We start from the raw sequence: 24,038 nt of genomic DNA on the forward strand, positions 1-24,038 counted from the left end.
CGCTTATGCAGCGATTAAAGACAGAAGCAGCGCGTCAGCGGAGGGAGCCAGTTGATGCCAAGGTCGACAGGGTGTGGAAGGCTATCCCAGGTTATAACGGACTAGAGGTCGATGTGGATGCTACCTATCGCAAAGCCATTGCAGCACCAGATCGGCCTATTCAATATGTATATCGCCAACTGGCACCCAAAATACATTTAAATCAATTGGGCAATGTGCCAATTTACAGGGGCAATCCTGAAAAACCAATGGTATCCTTCATGATCAATGTAGCATGGGGGAATGAGTTTATTGAGCCTATATTGAATACATTGGATCAGGAGAAGGTGAAGGCCACATTTTTTCTTGATGGAAGCTGGCTGAAGAAAAATCCTGAACTCGCCAAGGAAATTAAAAAAAGAGGACATGAGCTTTCTAATCATGCCTACTCTCATCCGGATATGAGCCGCCTGAGCCGGGCTAGAGCCGTACAAGAAATCGAAAAGACGGAAGAGCTTCTGCAACAAACTTTAGGTGTCAAAAATAATTGGTTTGCCCCTCCATCAGGCGATTTTAATCAACAAACGGTGGATATCGCGGCAGAGCATGGGCTCAAAACAGTACTGTGGACTTTAGACACCGTAGACTGGAGACATCCATCGCCGGAATCGGTGATTCATAAAATCAGCAGTAAGGTGGAGTCCGGCTCCCTGATATTGATGCACCCAACAGATTCCTCCGCTGCTGCTCTCAAGGGCATGATTCATGCCATTCGCAGTAAAGGACTTGTGCCTGGAACAGTCAGTCAGACGCTTTCCCCTGATCGGCAGCTACCACCTCCGGTTGAGTGAACGTCTTTTTTCTGTTAGGATTGAACATTATGGCTAAGTATGCAATTCAGTTTAGGAGGGCCAAGCGTGGAAAGAATTCAACTCAAAAACGGCCTAAGAGTGGTCATTGAAAAAATTCCAACCGTGCGTTCTGTTTCTTTCGGCATCTGGGTTAAAACCGGTTCCCGAAATGAGACACCGGACAATAGCGGTATTTCTCATTTTATTGAACACATGCTTTTCAAAGGAACCGAGCGTTTTAGTGCTAAGGAAATCGCTGAGCAATTTGACGCCATCGGAGGAAATGTTAATGCTTTCACTTCGAAGGAATATACGTGTTATTACGCGAAAGTGCTAGATGAGCATCTACCGATCGCGGTCGATGTACTGTCTGATATGTTCTTTCATTCCAAATTGGATGGGGAAGAGCTGGCAAGAGAGAAAAATGTGATTTTGGAGGAAATCTCCATGTACGAGGACACACCTGATGATATGGTGCATGATCTTGTTTCTCTGGCGGCCTATGGTGAACATCCACTGGCTTATCCGATTCTCGGAACCGAAAATCATCTGCTAGCTCTGGATAGCTCACATCTCAGCCAATATATGAAGGAGCACTATACAATCGACAATACAGTTATCAGTGTGGCTGGTAATGTTGACGATCGGCTTGTAGAATTGCTGGAGCAACATTTTGGGCATTTCGATAATCACGGAATCATTTCGCCACTGACAGTACCCGCATTTAACGGTAATCTGTTGTATCACGAGAAAGCAACAGAGCAGAATCATATTTGTCTGTCCCTGCCTGGATTTGCAATAGGCGACGATCTTCAGTATGCTATGGTTTTGCTGAATAACGCGATCGGCGGGGGCATGAGCTCACGTTTATTCCAAGAAATTCGTGAAAAACGTGGACTGGCTTATTCGGTTTATTCCTATCATAGCTCCCATGCAGATAGTGGAATGTTCACGATTTATGCAGGTACGGCTCCTAAGCAAACAAAGGACGTGCTCGATTTGACGCTGGAGCTGTTGCGAGATGTGGCTGTCAACGGCTTGGACGCTACTGAGCTTCGGAAAGGCAAGGAGCAGCTAAAAGGAAGTCTGATCTTAAGCCTTGAGAGCACAGGTAGTCGAATGAATCGTCTTGGAAAGAATGAGTTAATGTTAGGTCAGCATTATACGCTGGATCAAATGATCGAACACATCGATCAAGTGACGGCTGATGATGTGAACAAAGTGCTGGATCGGATGTTTTCGGAGCCGTTTGCTCTGTCCATGGTCGGAGCGAGTGATTCAGCGGTTAAGGATATGAGGAGGGACTATTTTGTTAACTTACGTTGAAATTAACAGACTCGGGGGCAATGAAGATATAGAGCTACCCCGCAAAATGTCAGAGCTAGCATCCGGGTTTGACTTGTATGCAGCAGTACAGGAGGATTTGGTTCTGGAACCCGGCAAACGTTGTCTCGTTCCAACTGGATTTGCAATAGCTATGCCAGCAGGATTAGAGGCACAAATCCGTCCTCGTAGTGGACTGGCTCTCAAGCATGGTATTACTTGTCTTAACACACCTGGAACGATTGATGCAGATTATCGTGGGGAAATTAAGGTGCTTCTTATCAATTTAGGCGAAGAACCGTTCACCATTACGCGCAATGAGCGAATTGCACAAATGGTATTTCAGATTGTGCCTGAGGTCAAGCTGAAGCAAGTAGATCATTTGTCTGAAACCGTGCGTGGGGCTGGAGGCTTTGGTCATACAGGGCGCTGAATTTGCGGCTCACTTGCAAAACTTGCAATGTAACGTAATGCAGTGCAATTGTCCATTTTATAAAAGTCTCAATATTACTCGCTTTAGAGTAAGCATACACATAACAGTCGTTCCGTAGAGGGGCGGCTTTTTTTTGTGTGTTTTTTCACCCCTTCCCGGGCATCTGCATAGACTAAAAGCATATCGTGTCTCGGAAAGGAGTGATCCGGATGCTAACAGGAATGCGCATCGTTGTTTTGGGTGGGGATGCGAGGCAGCTTGAGGTAATCCGCAAATGTGTGGACATGGATGCTACCGTCACTGTGATTGGCTTTGACAAGCTCGAAGTACCACTCAAAGGAGTCACATTAGAGTCAATGTCTGTCAAGCTGCTGGAATCGTCAGACGCACTGATTCTGCCGGTGGTGGGATGCGATGAGGAAGGCAACGTGAGTGCACTCTTCGGAACACAAAAGCTTCAGTTTCTGAATGAGCATGCTGCTGCTCTTCCACCGCATTGCATTGTATATACAGGGATGGCACGAGCGTACTTAAAAGAAATTTGTACCAGACATGAATTGAAGCTGGTTGAGCTGCTGGACAGAGATGATGTGGCCATATACAATTCTATACCTACGGCTGAAGGCGCACTGATGATGGCAATTCAGCATACTGATTTTACGATTCATGGTGCAGAGTGTATGGTTCTAGGCATGGGACGGACTGGATTTACCATGGCAAGGGCACTACAGGGGTTGGGAGCCAAAGTGAGAGTTGGAGTACGGCAGGCAGAGGATGCAGCGAGAGCTGTGGAGATGGGTTGGAAGCCTTTTATGACAAGGGATTTAGCGAATGAGACAAAGGGGGTTGACTTGATTTTTAATACGATACCCTCTATGATTATCACAGCGCAAATCCTGTCTAAATTGCCACTGAGCACCGTGATTATAGATCTTGCTTCCGCCCCAGGCGGTTGTGATTTCCGATATGCAGAAAAGCGTGGAATTACGGCTATGCTTGCCCCCGGTCTTCCTGGTATTGTTGCTCCCAAAACTGCTGGTACTATTATAGCGAATACGCTGGTGCAGTTGTTAATGGAAGATAATCCTGATCGGGGGGATGCACAATGAGTTGGCAAGGGAAAACGGTAGGTTATGCAATTACAGGCTCACATTGCACATTTGAAGAGGTAATGCCTGTTATACAGCGCTTTGTTGATGAGGGTGCGAAGGTCGTTCCGATTATATCCAATACCGTACTAACAACGGATACTCGCTTTGGTACTTCGCAAAGTTGGCAAAAACAGTTGAAAGATATAACAGGGAATGATATCATTTCTACAATTGTGGAGGCAGAACCACTGGGACCCTCCCAAATGCTCGATGTGCTGGTGATTGCACCTTTGACCGGGAATTCGATGAGCAAGTTAGCGAATGCGATGACAGACAGTCCGGTTTTAATGGCTGCCAAGGCGCATTTACGCAATGGTCGTCCACTTCTTTTAGCCATATCTACTAATGATGGACTTGGTCTAAATGCTGCCAATATCGCCAAGTTACTAATAGCCAAGAACATCTTTTTTGTGCCGTTCGGACAGGATAATCCAGTCAAGAAGCCGAACTCGCTTGTAGCCCATATGGAGTTGATTCCAGAGGCTGCCTATGAAGCATTGCAGGGCAGACAGATTCAGCCGATGATTGTGGAACGCAAGACCCTATGAAGTACTATAGTTAACTGCTGAGCATCCCTCGCCTAGAAGACGATTCGATAATCCATCGGGTCTAATTTCTTGTTGGCGGTGGATGCTTTCAGAATAAAAAATGGTTTTTTAGTCGAGAAGGGGAGATACACCAGATGAGCAATAGAAAGTTTAATGTAGCTGTCGTTGGAGCGACAGGCGCTGTAGGAGAACAGATCGTAAATCTGCTGGAAAAACGAGATTTTCCGGTGGACAAAATCAAATTTCTTTCTTCGCCTCGTTCTGCCGGCACGTTAATTAGCTTTAAAGGTCAGCAGATTCCAGTAGAAATTGCTACCCCCGACAGCTTTGAAGGAATCGACATTGCTTTGTTTAGTGCAGGCGGAGATGTAAGTAAGGAACTGGCGCCGCATGCTGTTCGTCATGGAGCGGTTTGCATTGACAATACCAACGCATTTCGAATGGAACCGACTGCTCCTCTTGTAGTACCTGAGGTGAACAGCGACAAGATTGCCGAGCATCAGGGAATTATCGCTAACCCGAACTGCTCTACCATTCAGATGGTAGCTGCTTTGAAACCATTATATGATCAGTATGGCATTTCTCGCATCATAGTATCCACCTACCAAGCCGTATCCGGTGCTGGAAGCCGTGCTATTGATGAATTGAATCGTCAAAGCGCAGCAATTCTTAACGGTGATGACGTTCAGCCAGATCTGCTGCCGGTAGGTTCGTTGCCAGTAAAGCATCAGATTGCTTTCAATGCTATTCCGCAAATCGATAAATTCCAGGATAATGGTTATACACTGGAAGAAATGAAAATGGTACGCGAAACGAAAAAAATACTGGGTGACGATTCTGTAGACGTAACAGCTACATGTGTGCGTATTCCCGTTGTATACGGTCACTCGGAATCTGTCTATGTAGAGCTTAAAAAAGATTATGATCTAGAAGAAGTCCGTAATCTGCTGGCTTCCGCACCTGGAGTAACGCTGGTAGATGATCCTGCTGCCCAGCTTTATCCGCTGGCATCCGAAGCGGCAGGTAAACCTGACGTATTCGTAGGGCGTGTACGTCGTGATTTGGGCAATAGCCGTGGTTTGAATTTGTGGGTCGTATCCGACAATCTGCTCAAGGGAGCGGCATGGAACGCGGTGCAAATCGCGGAGATTATTGCTGCAAATGCGGAGTAACGTTCCTAAAGCAGGGAGTAATATGGGGGAAGAATAATGGGTATTTTGGTGCAAAAATTTGGGGGGACCTCGCTATCCACGCCTGAAGCGCGTCAACTTGTGCTGGCACATGTGAAGCGGGAACTGAAGCAAAATTTTCAATTGGTTGTTGTTGTGTCGGCTATGGGGAGGAAAGGGGAGCCTTATGCCACAGATACGCTGCTGGATTGGGCGGCGTCAAACGGCGACAGTCTTCCAAAGCGCGAACGCGATTTACTGCTGTGCTGTGGTGAAATCATTTCCGCCGCTACATTATGTAGCCTGATGGAGAAGGAAGGTATCCCTGCTACGGTGCTGACTGGAGCACAGGCAGGCTTTATTACGGATGATCAATATGGCAATGCTCGTATTTTAGATATAAAGCCAGACCGCATTGTGGAAGAGCTGAACCAAGGCAGAGTTGTCATTGTGACAGGTTTTCAGGGACAAACTGCGGACGGTGATATGACAACCCTTGGTCGGGGAGGCAGCGATACATCAGCTACTGCTCTTGGTGCTGCCCTGCATGCGGATATGGTTGATATTTATACGGATGTGAACGGTATATTAACCGCAGACCCACGTATTGTGGAAAATGCGAAGCCGCTTGCACATGTTAGCTATACGGAAATTTGTAATATGGCTCATCAGGGAGCAAAAGTGATCCATCCTCGTGCTGTTGAAATCGCCATGCAGGCTAATATTCCGGTCCGGGTTCGCTCTACCTTCTCCGAAGGAGAAGGGACGCTGGTTACCCATCCGGAAGGCTTTAAGGACGTGCAGGCAGATATCGTAGACCGTTTCGTGACCGGTATTGCGTATGTCGGCAATGTTACTCAAATTAATGTTGAATTAAAGTCGGGTTTTGAGCACTTGCAATTACAAGTATTCAAATCTATGGCTGAACATGGAATCAGCGTCGATTTCATTAATGTAACTCCATCAGGCGCGGTTTACACCGTATTTGACAATGATGGAAGCAAAGCAGTTGAAGTACTTAACGGTTTAGGTCTAGAGCCTAAGATACTGGCAGGGTGTGCTAAAGTTTCGGTCATAGGCGGTGGTATCAACGGGGTACCAGGTATTATGGCGACAATTGTGGAGGCGTTGACAGAATCAGACGTACAGATCCTTCAATCGGCAGATTCCAACACCACGATCTGGGTACTTGTTAAAAAAGAAGATATGGTGCAGGCTGTACGTGCATTGCATAATAAATTTGAACTCCATCAATAGGCGCATTGTTCGTGCTCGGACTTGCAAAAAAAGGAGGCAGCATGGTGAACTTCGGCAGATTGATTACCGCAATGGTGACACCTTTTGATCAGCAAGGAGAGATTGACTGGACTGCATTGTCCTCGTTGATTGATTACTTAATAGAAGAACAGCATTCAGAGTCACTTGTTGTATCTGGAACAACAGGGGAGTCTCCTACTCTGAGCGATGATGAAAAAATAAAGTTGTTTGCATTTGTTGTAGAAAAAGCAGCTGGGCGGTGTAAAATTATTGCCGGAACGGGAAGCAATAATACACGTCATTCCATCCATCTCACCCGTGCTGCGGAGCAGGCGGGAGCAGACGGTGTGCTGCTGGTAGTGCCATATTATAATAAACCGAATCAGGAAGGAATGTATCAGCATTTCCAAAGTATTGCAAACTCCACATCCCTTCCAGCTATACTGTATAATGTTCCTAGCCGTACCGGTTCGAGCCTAACAGTGGAAACGACACTGCGACTTGCACAAATTCCGAACATTGTAGGAACCAAAGAATGTGCATCACTTGCACAGGTTACACAGATTGCAGCGGCAGCACCAGAAGGTTTTCTGGTTTACTCCGGGGATGATGCATCCGGACTGCCTGCCATGGCTGTAGGTGCTTATGGCATTATCAGCGTAGCGAGTCACGTGATAGGTGCAGAAATGAAGCGGATGATGGATTCATTTGTGGGGGGACACGCACAGGAGGCAGCAAAACTGCATCAGCAGTTGTTTCCGATTTTTAAGGGCATGTTCAACTGTCCGCATCCTTTACCTAATCCGGTGGCTGTAAAGTATGCACTAGAACTACGGGGGATTAAGGTAGGTTCTGTTCGCTTGCCGCTTATTCCTCCTACTGAGGGTGAAGCGGAGTTTATTAAGAATTTATTTACCCGCTAAAATGAAATAGAGGTAACATGTTGATGAATATAAGGAGTAACCTTGTTAAAGACAACTGGTAGGTATAACACCGACTGGGTTATCGTCTGACAAGGTCCTCGGTCATGAAGGGCGTTCTTTTAGAACGTCCTTTTTGCTGTGCTGTTAACCAGGTATGTAGATAAAATGACATATACTTATGGTTTGAGAAGTCAATGGGAAACCTAGCGTAACGAACAGGATGACTTGTTTTTTCGTATTTTAATCATGTATAATGGGGTCAAGTGACTGGGTGCGGTATTTTTTTGAAAATTAAATAACAAATCAAGGTACGACGTCCAACTACCATAGGAGGTTTAGATTCATTTGTCTAAAAAAACAAACAACGATAAATTGATGATTTTCGCTTTGGGCGGCGTCGGTGAAATCGGGAAAAATATGTATGTCGTTCAATACGGCAATGACATTGTCGTAGTGGATTCTGGTTTGAAATTTCCGGAAGAGGACATGCTTGGCATTGATATCGTTATTCCTGATATTTCCTACCTTACAGAGAACCGCGACAAAGTAAGAGGCATTGTGCTGACACATGGTCACGAGGACCATATCGGCGGTTTGCCTTACGTGCTGAAACATTTGAATGTACCTGTATATGGTACCAAATTGACGCTGGGATTGGTGGAAAACAAGCTGAAGGAAGCGAATTTGCTTGGTGAAACCAAACGTATTTTGATCAATGCTGATTCTGAAATCAAGCTGGGCTCGACATTGAAAGTAACTTTCTTCAAAACCAACCATAGTATTCCTGATTCCGTAGGTGTTTGCATTGATACTCCTGAAGGCGCTGTTGTTCATACAGGAGACTTCAAATTTGATCATACTCCGGTGAACGGACAATATGCAGATTTGCAGCGTATGGCTGAGATTGGCACACGTGGCGTACTGGCTCTTTTGTCAGACAGTACCAATGCCGAAAAACCGGGCTTTACACCTTCGGAGAAGAGCGTTGGCATTGTGCTGGAAGATATTTTCCGCAAGTCGAGACAGCGTGTGGTCGTAGCCACTTTTGCTTCGAACGTACATCGCATTCAGCAAGTCATTAATGCTGCTGAAGCAACCGGACGTAAAGTAACAGTTATTGGTCGCAGCATGGTTAATGTTGTAGGTATTGCTTCTGATTTGGGCTATTTGGAAATTCCAGATGGAATGCTGATTGAGCCTGAAGAAGTTGGCAAAATGTCAGCGGATCGCGTAGTTATTCTCTGCACAGGTAGTCAAGGTGAACCGATGTCGGCTTTGACAAGAATGGCTCGTTCGACCCATCGTAAAGTAGATATTCTTCCAGGGGACTCCGTAATCATCGCAGCTACTCCGGTTCCAGGTAATGAAAAATATGTTGGACGTACTATCGATGAGCTGTTCCGTCTAGGTGCTAATGTCTACTACAGCGCAGCTAATCCTGGTATCCACGTTTCTGGACACGGCAGCCAGGAAGAACTCAAGCTGATGCTGAATCTGATGAAACCAAAATTCTTCTTGCCAATTCACGGTGAGTTCAGAATGCAGCGTCGTCACGCTCTTCTTGCTGAAGGAGTAGGCATCGAGCCTGAAAATATCTTTATCACGGATATCGGTGAAGTTATTGAAATTCAGAATGGCGGAGCACGCAGAGCTGGTAAGGTTACAGCAGGTAACGTACTGATCGATGGACTAGGCGTAGGCGATGTAGGAAATATCGTATTGCGCGACCGCAAATTATTGTCACAGGACGGTATTTTGGTAGTGGTTGTCACACTGAGCAAGCAAGATGGCACCATTAAGTCGGGTCCAGATATCATTTCCCGTGGTTTCGTGTATGTTCGTGAATCAGAAGGTTTGCTGGATGAAGCAAATCGTATTGTTTCAAGTACACTGCATAAGCTCATGAGTGAAAATGTAAATGAATGGGCTTCCCTCAAGACAAATGTCAAGGATGCACTGGGTCGCTTCTTGTATGAGCAAACCCGTCGCAGACCGATGATTCTGCCAATTATAATGGAAGTGTGATTCAATTGAAATATGTTCGAAAACTGGAATTAAAAACTTAAGTCACAGGCACACAGTCGCCTCTCTCCCCGCAGGAAATATTGGACGGTTTCCGCGGGGAGAGAGGCTTTTTTTGATTTTCGGGTTGAGGAAAGGCACGGGGGGGAGTATAAAATATTCCATTTCCATCCCATACTATAGAGTGAATACGGGACACATAGATGCGTAAACCGAAAGGAAGATCACCCACATGGAACATTACAGCAATATATTTTCTAGCAACGAGGAAACGGAAGCGCCAGAACAACCAGAAGTTGGACAAAGACCCGCCTTACCTGCGATGGAGGCTTTACAGCAGCTAGGTCAAACCTCCATGCCCGGAAGCGAGTCCAATATTTTTTGCATGACGATTATCGGTCAGATTGAAGGACATCTCATCTTACCGCCTCAAAACAAGACAACAAAATATGAACACATTATTCCGCAGTTGGTAGCGGCCGAACAAAACCCACGTATCGAAGGATTAATGATTTTGCTGAATACAGTTGGTGGTGATGTAGAGGCAGGACTGGCTATTGCTGAGATGATCGCATCCATGAGTAAACCAACAGTGACCATTGTCATAGGTGGAGGACATAGCATCGGTGTGCCGATTGCCGTATCATCTACTTATTCTTACATTGCCGAGAGTGCGACGATGACCATTCATCCGATTCGTATGAGCGGCCTGGTCATTGGAGTCCCACAAACTTTTGAATATATGGAAAAAATGCAGGAGCGTGTCGTCCGATTTGTCGTTTCTCATTCCCGTATTACAGAAGAGCGGTTCAAGGAACTGATGTTCAAAACCGGAGAGTTAAATCGTGATATTGGTACAGCAGTTGGAGGAGCTGATGCTGTAAAATACGGTTTGATGGATGCAGTTGGTGGTATAGGAGAGGCGCTAAAACAGTTGAATACCATCATTGAGGCGCGCCGTCAGCAAAACGGGATGACTGGGACTCCGCAGCAGACTCCGTATGCCTCTTTTTCACCCAATCCAACTGGCAACCCTACAGGAACTCCTTCAAGTGAGCACAGCAAGGAGCTGCCCCAATGACATTGTATACTGTAATGCCGATGGAATTGGTATGGGAGGGAATGTGGAAGGAGGCAGAGGAGCTTGTAGAGGTGCGGGTAAACGGTCTGCTCATGCAGGTACAGCCGCTTGAAAGTCGGCGAGGGATCATTGTAAGGCTGTTGGACTGTCCATTGGAAGCCTACCTCAATCCTCGTTATGGACCAGGTCAGGTTATCGAGTGGTCATAGAAGCTGTCGAATCGTACAGGAATAGGTCATTTACTGCTGAAAAAGAACATATGTGCGGATAGCGAGTGACGTGGTATAATATTCTTCTGGGGGGTGACCTTGTATGTCCAGAAGAAGAAAAAGAAAAAAGAAAGCCATATTTGGTGGAGTTTTAAAATATGAAATTTACGGCATTGTGCTGATTACATTGGCAGTCATTGCGTTGTCGGGTGAAGCGGCAGTCGGTCGGTCGCTATCCAAGATGTTTGGGCTTGTATTGGGGAAATTCTATTTTGTGATCCCCTTGATTGGCATTTATTATGGTCTGATGGTGATGATTCACCGCAAGTGGCCGAACCAGTGGAACTCGCGAAAGACGGGTTTGCTGTTGTTGGTATTTGCCTTTACACTTATGAGTTCTATCTCATCCATGGAGCAGCGTTTAGGTCCGATCAACGCGCTTCAGCCGGGCGGAGTGATGAGCCAGATACATATAGATATGCGTGAGCAATTACTGTCGCCTGATCAGCAAGGACATACCTCTATGCTGAATAAGGATATTAGCGGGGGCTACGTTGGCGCCTTGCAGCTTACCGTTCTGTTGTGGCTGTTTGGTCTAACAGGAGCTAAGCTGATCATGATTGTCATGTTCGTCATTTGTTTTATGCTAATGACCCAACTGTCCTATGTGGAATTAGTGCGGATTGTAAAGACCAAGCTGCTGACAGCCGGGGGAAGTGTGCGAAAAAAATGGGCTGGAAAAGCAACTCCACTTTCTGCATCTAGCAAAGGCAGTGGAAGCAGAAAACCCAAAGCCGAGCCTATTCCTGCCTATGAGGAAGATATGGATGATGACTTTGATGAGATGCAGCCTCCAGCACGCAAACAGCCAATTTTCTTCCAGTTGTTTGGTCTTAAAAATACAGATAAGGCGGACAAGGAAGAACAACCTGCCCATGCGGATGAGGATGAACAAGATCTTTTATATCAAGCTGGCGACGTGCAGCCCAAGTGGAGAAATGGCAACGAGGATGAAGAGATGTCTGACTTGGTCGAGCACGCTGAGCAGGAAGCTTCAATGCCAGTAAAAAGATCACCCATTATTAGGGACTTCTTTGAGCAAGTGAAAAATGAAGAAAAAAGATCAGGGGCTGAACCTGGAGAGTCCCTGACAGCGGGAGAACTGAACGACTCCATTATTGATGAACCACTGGATCGTAATTTTGAGAATGCCGATGCGGATAAGGATATGAACGATTCGGCAACAATCCAGGGGGTATCAGAAGAAGTCCAGGAACAGGCACAGACGATTGCTAGCGGGGGAACAGACGGGGAAGCCGAAGGCAACAATGTAGCTATTCCGGCTCCACCGCCGCCTAAGCCGTACAAGCTCCCATCGTTCCGTTTGCTTGCCAAACCACAAAATGCAGGCAAAGGTATGGGGCAAAAGGATTACATGCAGACAGCACGCAAGCTGGAAGCGACGCTGGAAAGCTTCGGGGTTCGGGCGAAAGTGCTGGAGGTTGTCCGTGGTCCAGCCGTCACACGCTATGAAATACAGCCAGACATTGGTGTGAAGGTCAGCCGCATTGTGAGTCTAACGGATGACATTGCACTTGCGCTTGCTGCAAAGGATATCCGTATGGAGGCACCTATTCCTGGTAAATCCGCTATAGGGATAGAAGTTCCGAATAATGAAGTTTCTATCGTAACTATGCGTGAGGTCATGGAGACGGCTGTTTTCCAAGAATCGGTTTCCAATTTGTCAATTGCATTCGGGCGTGATATTGCAGGACAAACGATTGTTGGCAATTTAGCCAAGATGCCCCATCTGCTTGTGGCTGGAGCTACGGGTTCAGGTAAATCGGTGTGTATTAATGGCATCATCACGAGTATTTTGTACAAAGCAAAGCCGGATGAGGTAAAATTTCTGATGGTCGATCCCAAAATGGTGGAGTTGAACGTGTATAATGGAATCCCCCATTTATTGGCTCCAGTCGTGACTGATCCAAAGCGTGCCTCACTGGCATTGAAGAAAATTGTAGTGGAAATGGAAAAAAGGTACGAGTTGTTTTCCAAATCAGGCACCCGTAATATTGAGGGCTACAACAATCTGATGAAAGATAACCCGGATGCATTTCTACCTTACATCGTCGTTATTGTGGACGAGCTGGCAGATTTGATGATGGTTGCTGCAGGAGATGTAGAGGATGCGATTGCGCGACTTGCCCAAATGGCGCGTGCAGCAGGCATCCATCTGATTATTGCAACACAAAGACCTTCGGTTGACGTAATTACAGGGGTTATTAAGGCTAATATTCCTTCACGCATTGCCTTCGGCGTTTCCTCGCAGGTGGATTCCCGTACCATACTGGATATGGGCGGAGCTGAGAAGCTGCTAGGACGTGGTGACATGCTGTTCATGCCGATGGGAGCCTCCAAGCCAGTCCGTGTTCAGGGAGCGTTTATGAGTGATCAGGAAGTGGAGAACATCGTTAACTATGTACGTGAACAGGGTGAAGCGCAGTATGATGAAACGCTAGTGCCGGAGGTGGAAGAGGTATCCACTGATGCGGATGAAATGCTGGATGAGTTGTATGATCAAGCTGTCAACATCATTTTAGAGGCTAAACAAGCATCCGTTTCACTCCTCCAGCGTCGTATGCGGATCGGTTATACACGTGCTGCCCGACTGATTGACTCCATGGAAGCTCGCGGAGTCATCGGTCCTTACGAGGGAAGTAAGCCTCGTGAGGTACTTATCTCAATGGAGCAATATCAGCAGAATAAAGTTAGCTCCTGAGGATTATCTTTATCAGCATTTCATTTAAACGCTGTTTGTACGCATGATGGGTTGTTTAAATTTGACAACTCCATGTACGCAAATAGCGTTTTTTTCTGTTGTTTTTTGAGGTGCGGGCCTGCCTGCTGAAAGAAGATTAAAAGGGTGAATAGCTTCTAGCGGAGCTTGTCATAATAAACGTAGCCATCCTGTTAATCCCACAAAAGAAAGGTAGAGCACAGCATATGAAAAAGACAATGGTCTGGATTTGCACGGGTATCCTCGCAGCTTCGGCTATTACGTACACAGGACTTTTTAAAAATGACTCTGTACAGCAACAAGCAGAGTCGCTGAGCACACAGCAGAAAGTACAAGCAGCACAGCCTGTTCAGCCGACATTCAGTTCAGAAGCGGTTGATTTTGGCTCTTATGGTCAGGATGTATATGAACTGCAATCACGATTGAAGCTGCTGGGTTTTTTTGGCGGGGCAGTAGACAGCCATTTTGGCAGCAGTACACTAACGGCTGTCAAGGGTTTTCAAAAGGAATTTGGTATCAAACCCGATGGAGTAGTTGGTGCGAAAACCAAATTAAAACTGGTGAACGCTACTCCTCACTGGAAGCCAACAGAAACGCCGATGCATCGTAAAAACCAAGGTTCTAATCAGGGTCAGGCAGCCAATAATAATGATGAAACGATGGGATCGGCCAATACCATGGGACTATCCGAAAACGATCTTAAAATCATGGCCAATGCGGTCTATGGTGAATCGCGCGGCGAGCCATTTGAAGGACAAGTGGCCGTAGCGGCTGTAATTTTGAACAGAGTCAAGTCGCCCAGTTTTCCAAATACACCGTCAGGAGTGATTTTTCAGCCGGGTGCTTTCACTGCTGTAGCAGACGGCCAAATTTGGCTCACGCCGAATGAGACTGCGCAAAAGGCAGTACGCCAAGCTCTGAATGGTTGGGACCCAAGCGGAGGATGTCTCTATTATTTTAACCCTAAAACAGCCACCTCCAAATGGATTTGGAGCCGTCCGCAGGTAAAAACCATCGGGGAACATATTTTCTGCATGTAAAAAACGCCGAAGCAGCCGGGAGCTTGTCTCCGGTTGCTTCTTGGCTTTTGCATGGTTAGAATAAAGATTGGTACACTTTACCTCTTTACAGGGAAAAGACGTACAGCAGCTAATGCTAATCAAAGGCTAGACGCAAATTGACGTCACAAAGGAGTTTTGGACTTGAACAAAACAGGTTTCGAGCGTGGCACACGCAGACAACTGAGAATTCATGTACTGCCGACCAAGCGCTTTAAGACGTTCGCTATATCGTTGTATGTAGGTACTCCGCTACGTGAGGAAACTGTAACTCGTGTGGGATTGGTACCTTTCGTTCTGCGACGGGGTACAGCATCGTATCCGCAGACTACACAATTCAGAGAACAGCTAGAGCAATTGTATGGTGCGGGTTTTGGATTCGATGTATACAAACGTGGGGATTATCAGATCGTACAATTTCGCATGGATACGATTAATGACAGTTTTGTAAGCAGCTCAGATAGTTTACTGGATCGTTCTTTTGCTTTCCTGGGAGAAGTTCTGACGAAGCCTGCAGTGGAAAACGGCGTATTTCAGTCAGGATATGTACAGCAGGAGCGAGAAAATGTTCGTAAGAAGCTGGAATCTATAGTTAACGATAAAATACGTTATGCTGGGGAGCGTTGTTTGGAGGAGATGTGCAAGGATGAGCCTTATCGTCTGCATCCTCTTGGTCAACGATCTGATCTGGACAGCATAAATGCACAAAATCTGTACGAGGCTTATGGAGAATGGTTGAATAATGCCAGTATGGATTTATACGTTGTGGGGGATACCACGCTGGAAGAAGTTGAAAAGTTTGTTGATCGCTATTTTGAATTAAACCGCATGGCGGAAACGGGATATGTACCTGAACAGCCCAAATCAGTAGAACGTGATGTTCAAACCATAGTAGAGCGTCTGGATGTGAACCAAGGCAAGCTCAACATGGGACTACGTACTCCGATTACGTATGGTGATGAACGTTATGCTTCTGCCCTGATGTACAATGGCATTCTGGGTGGGTATCCGCATTCAAAACTGTTTGTCAATGTAAGGGAGAAGGAGAGTTTGGCGTATTATGCTTCGTCGCGGTATGACGGGCATAAAGGCATTGGCACAATACAATCCGGTATCGAAATTCCTAATTATGAAAAGGCGGTAACTATCATCCGCAAGCAACTGGAAGATACGCAAAATGGAGCGATTACCGAGCTGGAAATGACCCAAACGCAGGCGATGATACGCAACTTGCTTAAGGAAATGCAGGACTCCGCTTTTGAAATGATTGCCTATGATTTTAACAGACAGCTTTCCGGCAAAGATCGGACGGTAGAGGAGCTACTGAGCCAGGTGGAGGCGGTCAAGGTGCACGATGTTCAGGATGCCGCCCGGACGTTCCGACTGGACACTATATATTTCTTGAGAGACCAGAAGGGGGAATAGCGTTGGAGCATATATCGTATGAGCACCTGCAGGAGACGCTGTACTATGAAGTAATGGATAATGGCCTACACGTGTATGTGTTGCCCAAACCGGGATTTCAGAAGACGTATGCCACATTTGCGACTAAATACGGCTCGGTTGATAATCATTTCCGGGTGGAAGGTCAACAGCCCGTTAAAGTGCCGGATGGCATAGCCCATTTCTTGGAGCATAAAATGTTTGAAGAGCCTGAAGGAGATATTTTTGCTACCTTTTCCTCTAATGGAGCATCGGCGAATGCATTTACGAGCTTTGATCAGACCGTATATCTGTTTTCGGCAACCGAACGAATTCAAGAAAATTTGACGACACTAGTCAATTTTGTTCAGCATCCTTACTTTACAGATGAAAATGTGGCGAAGGAAAAAGGCATTATCGGTCAGGAAATCAATATGTATGAAGATAACCCCGACTGGCGAAGTTACTTTGGTCTGATTGAGGCATTGTACAAGGTTCATCCGGTGCATATTGATATCGCAGGTACTGTTCAATCCATCAGTACGATTACGAAGGAAACACTGTATAGTTGCTATGAAGCTTTTTACCATCCGAGCAATATGATTCTTTTTGTAGTGGGTGGAGTGGACCCAGCCGAAGTCATCGAATTGGTGCGTAATAATCAGGCGAAAAAGGACTATAAGCCGCAGGGAGAGATCGAGCGGATTTTCGATGAAGAACCCACGACAGTTGCAGAACCGCGTCGTGAGGTAAAGCTGGCTGTTTCTTTGCCAAAGCTGCTTTTTGGATTCAAGGAGGCTGAAGTAGGTCTAACAGGTGAAGCGTTGCTCCGTCATGATCTGGAATCCAAGCTGATGCTTGATCTCTTGTTTGGCTCCAGCACACAGCTATATCAGAAGCTCTACGATGAAGATCTGATTTCGGATAGTTTTGGCCACGAGTACAACAGCACGCAACAGTATGCATTTTCTGCGATCGGCGGGGATACCAAAGATCCTGATCGGCTGTTGGCTAGGATACGAGAAGAGGTAGAATCTATTCAGAAACAGGGTTTTACAGCAGAACATTTTGAACGAGCACGCAAAAAGAAGATCGGCGGTTATTTACGCACCCTCAATTCTCCTGAAAATATTGCACATGAGTTTACAAGACATCGCTTCCGCGGCAGTGACTTTTTCCAGCTGCTTCCGGTTTATGAAAGTATCACGCTTGAGGATGTAAACCGCCGTCTGAGAGATCATATACAGTGGGATCAAATGGCAATATCGCTGGTGGTGAGTCCGTAATGTCTTCTAGGGAGAGGAAACCGTTGACCACCGTGGGCGGAGAATTAAAGGCTATTGGCGATACGACTGTGCTGATTACAGGAGCAAGTGGTGGAATTGGTGCGGCTATTGCCGAGCGTTTTGCAGCAGTAGGGATGAATGTGGTCATTCACTACATGAAGTCCCATGAAAAAGCAAATGAAGTTGCCCGTCGTTGCATGGTTTATTCGGGCAAGGTAATGACTGTGTCTGCTGATCTGCGGAGTAAGGAGCAGATTGAACGCATGCGGGAAAAACTGGAAAATCACGGAATGAAGCCGGATATTCTTGTGAATAATGCTGGAGTGTCCCATTATGGGCTACTTACAGATGTTTCGGAAGAGGAATGGGACGAAGTGATGGCCGTGAATGTTAAGGGAACTTTTTTGTGTACACAGGTCTTTATGCCGCATATGATTTCCCAACGCTATGGTCGTATTGTAAATGTTTCATCCGTATGGGGCATATGTGGAGCTTCATGCGAGGTATTGTACTCCACGACCAAGGGAGGCATTAACGCTTTCACCAAGGCGCTGGCTCAAGAGGTCGCTCCTTCTGGCGTAACAGTGAATGCTGTGGCTCCAGGGGCGGTAGACACGTCGATGTTAGATCATTTGGATGCAGGCGAAATTAACAGTTTGGAAGAAGACATCCCTGCCGGACGATTGGCACGACCTGATGAAATATCATCTCTGGTTTATTTTCTTGCGCTTCCTGAGTCAGGTTATATTAATGGGCAGGTCATAAGTCCTAATGGAGGATGGGTGACTTAAGAGAGGTAGCGTTTGGAGGAATCCACCAGTATAGTAAGCGTCTGTGAAGAGCATATTACAACTGTTGATTTTAAATCTGAATCATCTAAGGAGGATTTAAGCATGTCAACAGTTGTTCAGAATTTTGATGTTTGGAAAAAGTTTCTTGGTCAGCGTGTAGAGCAAGCAGAGAAGCTGGGAATCAGTCAAGATACCATTGCGGAGCTTGCTTACGAAATCGGTGATTTTCTGGATGAGAAGGTCGATCCAGCCAACCACTCCAACCGCGCACTGAAAGAACTGTGGGGAGTTGCCGATGAGGAAGAGCGTCACACCATCGCCCGGCTAATGGTTAAATTGGCCAAGAGCAACGCATAAGTAGGAACCAACATGAAAAGCTCCCTTTTTGGGGGCTTTTCTGTAATGGTTACAGAGCTGTTCTTGTAATTCCATTCTAATTTATATATCATAAACGTGATTGAGGCTTACAACACAATGCAGCCTATCAAATTTCAATATTTGGTTTTGTCGAATGATGCTATCTTATGATACAATAATGCTTTGATTTGGCATTGTTGACGGTTTGAATGTGAATGAGGTGCTAAGGTGACTGAAGAGACGAAACAGTGGTACATGGAATACAAGATACATAAAAATCGACCCGGACTGCTGGGGGACATTGCTTCCATGCTTGGTATTCTGGGGGTTAATATACTGACGATTAACGGTGTTGAAGGCGAGAGACGTGGGATGCTCCTCGAAACAGATGATGACGAGAAAATACGCATTCTTGGCGATACGTTAAAAAAAGCCAGCAACATTACAGTCACGGCCTTACGTGCTCCGAGACTGGTCGATATATTGGCAGTAAGACACGGCCGTTATATCGATCGCGATTCGGATGATCGTAAAACTTTTCGCTTTACACGCGATGAGCTTGGGTTGCTGGTCGATTTTTTGGGTGAAGTATTAAAGAGGGATGGCAATCAAGTCATTGGCCTTCGCGGGATGCCGCGCGTTGGTAAAACGGAATCCATTATTGCTAGTAGCGTATGTGCAATGAAGCGATGGACTTTTGTGTCGTCAACGTTATTACGACAGACGGTACGCAGTCAGCTTTCTGAGGAAGAAATGAATCCTAATAATGTGTTTATTATTGACGGCATTGTGAGTACAATTCGCTCAAATGAGAGACATTATCACCTGCTTCAGGAAATCATGAGCATGCCAAGTACCAAAGTGATTGAGCATCCTGATGTATTTGTGCGTGAATCAGGATACAGCTTTGACGACTTCAATATCATTATTGAACTTCGTAATAATCCGGCTGAGGAAATTATTTATGATACCTTTACAGCCAGTTATACAGAAGATCTTTAAATAAGTGTAATTACACAAGGAGATGATGACATGTCAGAACTGGGTCAGCAATTAAAGGAGGCCCGGCTGCAAAAAGGATTGAGCCTTGACGATGTTCAGGAAATGACGAAGATACGCAAACGTTATCTGGAAGCCATTGAGACGGGCGATTACAAAGTGCTGCCGGGAAGCTTTTATGTCAGAGCTTTTATTAAAACATACGCCGAAACAGTCGGGTTGGATCCCGATGAGATTCTGGAAGGGCATCAAAGCAATGTGCCTGAACCTGAACCGGAAGCAGTCATGGAGCCTGTTACACAGAAACGCTCCAGTCGTCCCGCGACGATTGGTAATCTTAAATGGTTGCCTACAGCGTTAATGTGGCTTTTTCTAGTTCTCATTGTTGGGGTTATTTATGCTTATTGGGTGAGTAACAACCACTCCACTCCAAAAACAGCAGAAAACACAACGCCGATTACAACACCAAGTACAACACCAAACACAACGCCAAGTACGACACAAAATACGTCTACTCCAAATACAACTACGGCACAGCCGAATAATGGCCAGACGACGGCTCCGAATGGTGCTGGCGGGCAGACCCCTAGTACGGGGCAACCCGGGGAAACGCAGCCAGGGGGTACGGGAACTACGGATGCAACGACCCCAAATTCTGGTCAGCAGCCGAATACAACCACGCCAGCGCAGGGAGTAACTGTGGCCCAGGATGGTAAGCAAGGCAAAACGACGATCTTTAAAGTCTCCAGCGCAACAGGGGGCACCGTCAAGGTTGATATTAAAGCAACGGGCGAAAGCTGGCTTGAGGTGTATAAGGGACAAAATTCTCGTGGAGAAAAGCTGAGCTACGGTATGACCAAAAGCGGAGATGCCATGTCTTTCGATATTGGCCCAGAAGGTTTATATATCAAATCAGGGCGGTCTTCTGCCACGGATATTTCCGTTGCCGGTCAACCGATAACAGATAATAAATCGACGACTCGCGTGTTGATCCAACAAGGAGAAGCTTCTTCGACTGGAGCGAGTGCCGGAGTGACAGGCTCATCGACGGATTCTACAACAAATAGTAATACGGGTACTACACAAAGTGAGACAAATTCTAGTACAACTACTGTTGGGGAATAAATGCCTTAGTGCGAGGAGATACTAATGACTGTAATTTTTGGAAAGTCAGTCATTTCATTTTCCGCAAAGTGAGGTGTATACGTTATGACCGTCAGCTGGATTGTGACTGGGCTCGGGATAATTGTCAGTTTACTGGGCTATTATCTAACTCCGAATGCTTGGGGCTATGGCATATTGGGCTTTGGTCTTGCTCACATTGTGCTTGGAATTTTAGATATGTTTAGAAATCCAACGCGAAGCCACTATTAGAAATGTTAAACTTCAATTGTATGAAAGGCGTTTTTGTCGGGGAACTGACAAGGACGCCTTTTTAGTGAACGGATTATTGGATTTTTGTAAATGACTAGCCTATAATTAGATATTGAACTTTGTTGCGGAAAGGAAAGTGAAACGATGGCTTCAGAAAATTCATTTGATATCGTCTCCAAAATGGATATGCAGGAGTTAACAAATGCGGTTCATCAGACGGAGCGTGAAATTGAAACGCGATTTGATTTCAAGGGGAGCAAAAGCAGCCTCAAGCTTGAGAAAGATGCCCTTACCATTGCATCTGAAGATGAATACAAGCTGAATGCGGTGATTGATATTTTGCAATCAAAGATGGTCAAACGAGGTCTATCCCTAAAAAATGTGGAATTTGGAAAATTGGAACCAGCTTCTTTAGGTTCAGTGCGTCAGCGTCTTTCGCTTAAGCAAGGGATTGATCAGGATAACGCCAAAAAAATTAATATCCTTATTCGGGATTCCAAGCTAAAAGTAAAAAGTCAGATTCAAGGTGATCAAATTCGAGTGACTGGAAAAAGCAGGGATGATTTACAGGCCATTATTCAATTACTGCGGAAAGCTGACCTGCCGTTGGAGCTTCAATTTACAAACATGAAATAAAGTTGTTCTTCTCTCATAGATTTTGTAGGAATAAACGTTGCTTGATGTGCAGCAGGTTATTTTGACATGCGTTTTGCACCATATTATACTTGTAACGAAAATGCAGACACTTTAGGTGTATAACGCTCGTCGAAAGCGATTTACATAGGATTGAATTCAATCCGAAAGCTGCCATTTGAATCAAGTACGATAATCAGGGGAGAGTGTGTTGTGAATTTACCCAACAGAATTACAATAACGCGGATTTGCCTTATCCCGGTGATGATGCTGGCTTTGCTGGTGGACTTTGATTTTTATCCGCCGCCGATTGAGATTGGCGCTTTCAAGCTGCCGTATAATCAGCTGATTGCGGCTATCATTTTCCTTGTAGCAGCCAGCACAGATGGCCTTGACGGATATTTGGCTCGTAAAAATAATATGGTCACCAATTTGGGCAAGCTGTTGGACCCCCTTGCTGATAAGCTGTTGGTAACTGCTATTTTGGTTTCTTTGGTAGAAATGGGAAAAGTTGATTCCTGGGTTGTCGTTGTGATTGTCAGTCGTGAGTTTGCAGTTACGGGCCTAAGACAGATCGCCTTATTGGATGGCTCTGTGGTTGCTGCAAGCAATTGGGGGAAATTAAAGACGATCATCCAGATTGTTGCTATTGTAGCACTGCTTATCAATAATTTCCCGTTTGTTTTTCTGGGTATTCCGTTTGATTTAATAGCGATATGGGCAGCTGTGTTAATCACCATTTATTCGGGTATTGATTACTTTGTAAAGAATATCCATTTGCTGAGCTCCTCTAAAGTTTAACAGGATAAATCTTATGGAAACAGCAATAGAGGCTTAACTTATTGCTGTTTCTTTGTATCATTCCCACATCATAGGAGGACGAGTTGATGAAAGCTGAAATCATTGCAGTAGGAACAGAGTTATTACTTGGACAAATAGTAAATACAAATGCCCAATATTTATCACAAGAGCTGGCTGCCATCGGAATTGATGTATATTTTCAGACTGTAGTTGGCGATAACATGGATCGACTTCAGGAAGCGATACGACTTGCTCAGAAGCGTGCGGATATTATTTTGTTTTCTGGTGGGCTGGGACCAACTCAGGACGATTTGACAAAAGATGCGATAGCGGCTGTACTAGGCCGAAAATTGCAAATAGACCGTCTTGCCATGGACAAGCTGGATCAGTTTTTCCGTAACCGCGGGGTAGAAATGACTGAGAATAACCGTCGGCAGGCGCTTTCTATTGAAGGAGCCACTCCGCTTGAAAATGAGACAGGTTTGGCAATAGGGGATGCCATTGCACAGGACGGTAAATTTTATGTAGTTTTGCCCGGACCGCCTAAGGAACTTAAACCTATGTTTGCAAATCATGCTAAACCATGGTTGCTTCAGCAGGCATTGAGCGGTGAGGAGATGTCGATTTATTCAAAAATGCTAAAATTCGCAGGGATCGGTGAGTCAGCTCTTGAAACGCGTTTGTTAGATCTGATTCAATCCCAGACGGACCCCACGATTGCTCCTTATGCCAAGGAAGGGGAAGTCACGATCCGTATTTCCACCAAGGCGGCCAGTGAAAGTGAAGCTTTAATTAAGCTGACGGCCACGGAAGTACAAATTCAGCAACGTCTTTCCGAATATATGTATGCAAGTGAGGATGTTACGCTAGAGAAGGTTATTGTAGATTTAATGGCCAAACGCGGACTCACTGTGAGTGCGGCAGAAAGCTGCACAGGCGGTATGCTGATGGAACACATCACCTCTATACCTGGCAGTGCTGTTATGTTTCAAGGCGGAATCGTGTGTTATTCCAATGAAATGAAGATGAAGTTGCTTAATGTGCCTTATGATTATCTGGAAGGGGATCATGCGCCAGGCGCAGTGAGCAAGGAAGTAGCTCTTGTGCTTGCAGAGCAGGCAAGAATGATCATGGACAGCGATTTTGGACTTTCAGTTACTGGTGTAGCTGGACCTGGATATTCTGAGCGGAAGCCAGTTGGTCTCGTGTATATTGGTATTGCTGAGCGCGATAAGGAAACAGAGGTATATGAGCTGAATTTGAGTGGTAACCGTGAGACTATCCGTTTGCGATCCGTCAAAGCGATCCTGTACAGATTGTGGCGCCGATTGGTAGAGAACGAGAAACTCTCTTAATTATTGATGAGTTGTTTTAAAGAGATATTCGTGATATAATCTTCTTATCGGAAGAACCGTTGCAAAGCCTTTTGCCAGCGGTTCTTTTTTCGTTTTAAGCGACAGGTGCAAATATAGAAGAGAGTTAAAGGAAATAAAAAAACGAATGTATGTTCGAAAAAATGCTTGGCAAGCGTGTCAAAACAAGGTATTATTAAAGTACAAACAATGAAGGAT

23 protein-coding genes are annotated in these 24,038 nt (G+C 45.6%); all 23 read left to right on the forward strand.

The features are described from left to right. On the forward strand, positions 1 to 830 hold an 830-nt coding region (locus AC5V8P_RS08525), incomplete at its 5' end, for a polysaccharide deacetylase family protein (protein WP_495473600.1). A gap of 66 nt (positions 831 to 896) precedes the next feature. Next, complete coding sequence (locus AC5V8P_RS08530; protein WP_063208871.1) at positions 897 to 2,156, forward strand: M16 family metallopeptidase; 1,260 nt, start codon at positions 897 to 899, stop codon at positions 2,154 to 2,156. After that, positions 2,140 to 2,586 carry a dUTP diphosphatase gene (gene dut / locus AC5V8P_RS08535; RefSeq protein WP_063208869.1) on the forward strand — a complete coding sequence of 149 codons (447 nt, stop codon included), beginning with the start codon at positions 2,140 to 2,142 and terminating at the stop codon, positions 2,584 to 2,586. Before AC5V8P_RS08530 ends, dut begins: the two co-directional genes overlap by 17 nt. 209 nt (positions 2,587 to 2,795) lie before the next feature. Then, positions 2,796 to 3,695, forward strand: a complete 900-nt coding sequence (gene dpsA, locus AC5V8P_RS08540; RefSeq protein WP_064798085.1) for a dipicolinate synthase subunit DpsA — start codon at positions 2,796 to 2,798, stop codon at positions 3,693 to 3,695. After that, positions 3,692 to 4,285, forward strand: a complete 594-nt coding sequence (locus tag AC5V8P_RS08545) for a dipicolinate synthase subunit B (RefSeq protein ID WP_063208865.1) — start codon at positions 3,692 to 3,694, stop codon at positions 4,283 to 4,285. Before dpsA ends, AC5V8P_RS08545 begins: the two co-directional genes overlap by 4 nt. 134 nt (positions 4,286 to 4,419) lie before the next feature. Continuing rightward, entirely contained in the window at positions 4,420 to 5,457 is a 1,038-nt protein-coding gene (locus tag AC5V8P_RS08550; protein WP_063208863.1) for an aspartate-semialdehyde dehydrogenase, read from the forward strand. Positions 5,458 to 5,493: 36 nt separating this feature from the next. Continuing rightward, on the forward strand, positions 5,494 to 6,711 hold the full coding sequence (dapG, locus tag AC5V8P_RS08555; protein WP_064798084.1) for an aspartate kinase: 1,218 nt from the start codon (positions 5,494 to 5,496) through the stop codon (positions 6,709 to 6,711). A 41-nt stretch (positions 6,712 to 6,752) separates the two neighbouring features. After that, positions 6,753 to 7,634, forward strand: a complete 882-nt coding sequence (gene dapA / locus AC5V8P_RS08560) for a 4-hydroxy-tetrahydrodipicolinate synthase (protein ID WP_064798083.1) — start codon at positions 6,753 to 6,755, stop codon at positions 7,632 to 7,634. A 345-nt stretch (positions 7,635 to 7,979) separates the two neighbouring features. Next, the gene (locus tag AC5V8P_RS08565) at positions 7,980 to 9,659 is read left to right on the forward strand and encodes a ribonuclease J (protein ID WP_013370737.1); all 1,680 of its coding nucleotides are present in this window, start codon (positions 7,980 to 7,982) and stop codon (positions 9,657 to 9,659) included. Positions 9,660 to 9,888: 229 nt separating this feature from the next. After that, on the forward strand, positions 9,889 to 10,737 hold the full coding sequence (locus AC5V8P_RS08570) for a ClpP family protease (RefSeq protein ID WP_063208857.1): 849 nt from the start codon (positions 9,889 to 9,891) through the stop codon (positions 10,735 to 10,737). Beyond that, positions 10,734 to 10,946, forward strand: coding sequence for a YlzJ-like family protein (locus tag AC5V8P_RS08575; protein WP_063208855.1), 213 nt, complete (start codon positions 10,734 to 10,736; stop codon positions 10,944 to 10,946). The genes AC5V8P_RS08570 and AC5V8P_RS08575 overlap by 4 nt, the downstream gene beginning before the upstream one ends. A 103-nt stretch (positions 10,947 to 11,049) precedes the next feature. After that, a complete protein-coding gene (locus AC5V8P_RS08580) occupies positions 11,050 to 13,728 on the forward strand; it encodes an FtsK/SpoIIIE family DNA translocase (protein ID WP_064798082.1) in 2,679 nt (892 codons plus the stop codon). A gap of 224 nt (positions 13,729 to 13,952) precedes the next feature. Then, complete coding sequence (gene sleB / locus AC5V8P_RS08585; protein ID WP_064798081.1) at positions 13,953 to 14,786, forward strand: spore cortex-lytic enzyme; 834 nt, start codon at positions 13,953 to 13,955, stop codon at positions 14,784 to 14,786. Positions 14,787 to 14,948: 162 nt separating this feature from the next. Beyond that, positions 14,949 to 16,229, forward strand: coding sequence for an EF-P 5-aminopentanol modification-associated protein YfmF (gene yfmF / locus AC5V8P_RS08590; RefSeq protein WP_064798080.1), 1,281 nt, complete (start codon positions 14,949 to 14,951; stop codon positions 16,227 to 16,229). A 2-nt stretch (positions 16,230 to 16,231) separates the two neighbouring features. Next, positions 16,232 to 17,512 (forward strand): EF-P 5-aminopentanol modification-associated protein YfmH, encoded by a 1,281-nt coding sequence (gene yfmH, locus AC5V8P_RS08595; protein WP_064798079.1) that lies wholly within the window; start codon positions 16,232 to 16,234, stop codon positions 17,510 to 17,512. A 23-nt stretch (positions 17,513 to 17,535) separates the two neighbouring features. After that, positions 17,536 to 18,303, forward strand: a complete 768-nt coding sequence (gene ymfI / locus AC5V8P_RS08600; protein WP_231116967.1) for an elongation factor P 5-aminopentanone reductase — start codon at positions 17,536 to 17,538, stop codon at positions 18,301 to 18,303. Positions 18,304 to 18,405: 102 nt separating this feature from the next. Continuing rightward, positions 18,406 to 18,660: a DUF3243 domain-containing protein gene (locus AC5V8P_RS08605; protein ID WP_064798078.1), complete on the forward strand. Its 255-nt coding sequence runs from the start codon at positions 18,406 to 18,408 to the stop codon at positions 18,658 to 18,660. A gap of 255 nt (positions 18,661 to 18,915) precedes the next feature. Then, entirely contained in the window at positions 18,916 to 19,662 is a 747-nt protein-coding gene (locus AC5V8P_RS08610) for a DUF3388 domain-containing protein (protein WP_034095171.1), read from the forward strand. Between the two features lie 30 nt (positions 19,663 to 19,692). Continuing rightward, complete coding sequence (locus tag AC5V8P_RS08615; protein ID WP_064798077.1) at positions 19,693 to 20,784, forward strand: helix-turn-helix domain-containing protein; 1,092 nt, start codon at positions 19,693 to 19,695, stop codon at positions 20,782 to 20,784. Between the two features lie 84 nt (positions 20,785 to 20,868). After that, entirely contained in the window at positions 20,869 to 21,033 is a 165-nt protein-coding gene (locus AC5V8P_RS08620) for a hypothetical protein (protein ID WP_013370749.1), read from the forward strand. A 144-nt stretch (positions 21,034 to 21,177) separates the two neighbouring features. Continuing rightward, on the forward strand, positions 21,178 to 21,669 hold the full coding sequence (locus AC5V8P_RS08625) for a YajQ family cyclic di-GMP-binding protein (RefSeq protein ID WP_063208839.1): 492 nt from the start codon (positions 21,178 to 21,180) through the stop codon (positions 21,667 to 21,669). A 210-nt stretch (positions 21,670 to 21,879) separates the two neighbouring features. Continuing rightward, positions 21,880 to 22,467 carry a CDP-diacylglycerol--glycerol-3-phosphate 3-phosphatidyltransferase gene (gene pgsA, locus AC5V8P_RS08630; RefSeq protein WP_063208837.1) on the forward strand — a complete coding sequence of 196 codons (588 nt, stop codon included), beginning with the start codon at positions 21,880 to 21,882 and terminating at the stop codon, positions 22,465 to 22,467. Between the two features lie 86 nt (positions 22,468 to 22,553). Further along, on the forward strand, positions 22,554 to 23,822 hold the full coding sequence (locus AC5V8P_RS08635; protein WP_064798076.1) for a competence/damage-inducible protein A: 1,269 nt from the start codon (positions 22,554 to 22,556) through the stop codon (positions 23,820 to 23,822). The last annotated feature ends 216 nt before the right edge of the window (positions 23,823 to 24,038 follow it).

This window comes from Paenibacillus sp. N119s (assembly GCF_059447605.1).

What these genes read in the sequence shown, in the direction of transcription:
- dpsA (WP_064798085.1), top strand. Translation starts at nt 2,796, where the DNA reads ATGCTAACAGGAATGCGCATCGTTGTTTTGGGTGGGGATGCGAGGCAG.
- AC5V8P_RS08545 (WP_063208865.1), top strand. Translation starts at nt 3,692, where the DNA reads ATGAGTTGGCAAGGGAAAACGGTAGGTTATGCAATTACAGGCTCACAT.
- AC5V8P_RS08550 (WP_063208863.1), top strand. Translation starts at nt 4,420, where the DNA reads ATGAGCAATAGAAAGTTTAATGTAGCTGTCGTTGGAGCGACAGGCGCT.
- dapG (WP_064798084.1), top strand. Translation starts at nt 5,494, where the DNA reads ATGGGTATTTTGGTGCAAAAATTTGGGGGGACCTCGCTATCCACGCCT.
- dapA (WP_064798083.1), top strand. Translation starts at nt 6,753, where the DNA reads ATGGTGAACTTCGGCAGATTGATTACCGCAATGGTGACACCTTTTGAT.
- AC5V8P_RS08570 (WP_063208857.1), top strand. Translation starts at nt 9,889, where the DNA reads ATGGAACATTACAGCAATATATTTTCTAGCAACGAGGAAACGGAAGCG.
- AC5V8P_RS08575 (WP_063208855.1), top strand. Translation starts at nt 10,734, where the DNA reads ATGACATTGTATACTGTAATGCCGATGGAATTGGTATGGGAGGGAATG.
- AC5V8P_RS08580 (WP_064798082.1), top strand. Translation starts at nt 11,050, where the DNA reads ATGTCCAGAAGAAGAAAAAGAAAAAAGAAAGCCATATTTGGTGGAGTT.
- sleB (WP_064798081.1), top strand. Translation starts at nt 13,953, where the DNA reads ATGAAAAAGACAATGGTCTGGATTTGCACGGGTATCCTCGCAGCTTCG.
- AC5V8P_RS08605 (WP_064798078.1), top strand. Translation starts at nt 18,406, where the DNA reads ATGTCAACAGTTGTTCAGAATTTTGATGTTTGGAAAAAGTTTCTTGGT.
- AC5V8P_RS08610 (WP_034095171.1), top strand. Translation starts at nt 18,916, where the DNA reads ATGGAATACAAGATACATAAAAATCGACCCGGACTGCTGGGGGACATT.
- AC5V8P_RS08615 (WP_064798077.1), top strand. Translation starts at nt 19,693, where the DNA reads ATGTCAGAACTGGGTCAGCAATTAAAGGAGGCCCGGCTGCAAAAAGGA.
- AC5V8P_RS08620 (WP_013370749.1), top strand. Translation starts at nt 20,869, where the DNA reads ATGACCGTCAGCTGGATTGTGACTGGGCTCGGGATAATTGTCAGTTTA.
- AC5V8P_RS08625 (WP_063208839.1), top strand. Translation starts at nt 21,178, where the DNA reads ATGGCTTCAGAAAATTCATTTGATATCGTCTCCAAAATGGATATGCAG.
- AC5V8P_RS08635 (WP_064798076.1), top strand. Translation starts at nt 22,554, where the DNA reads ATGAAAGCTGAAATCATTGCAGTAGGAACAGAGTTATTACTTGGACAA.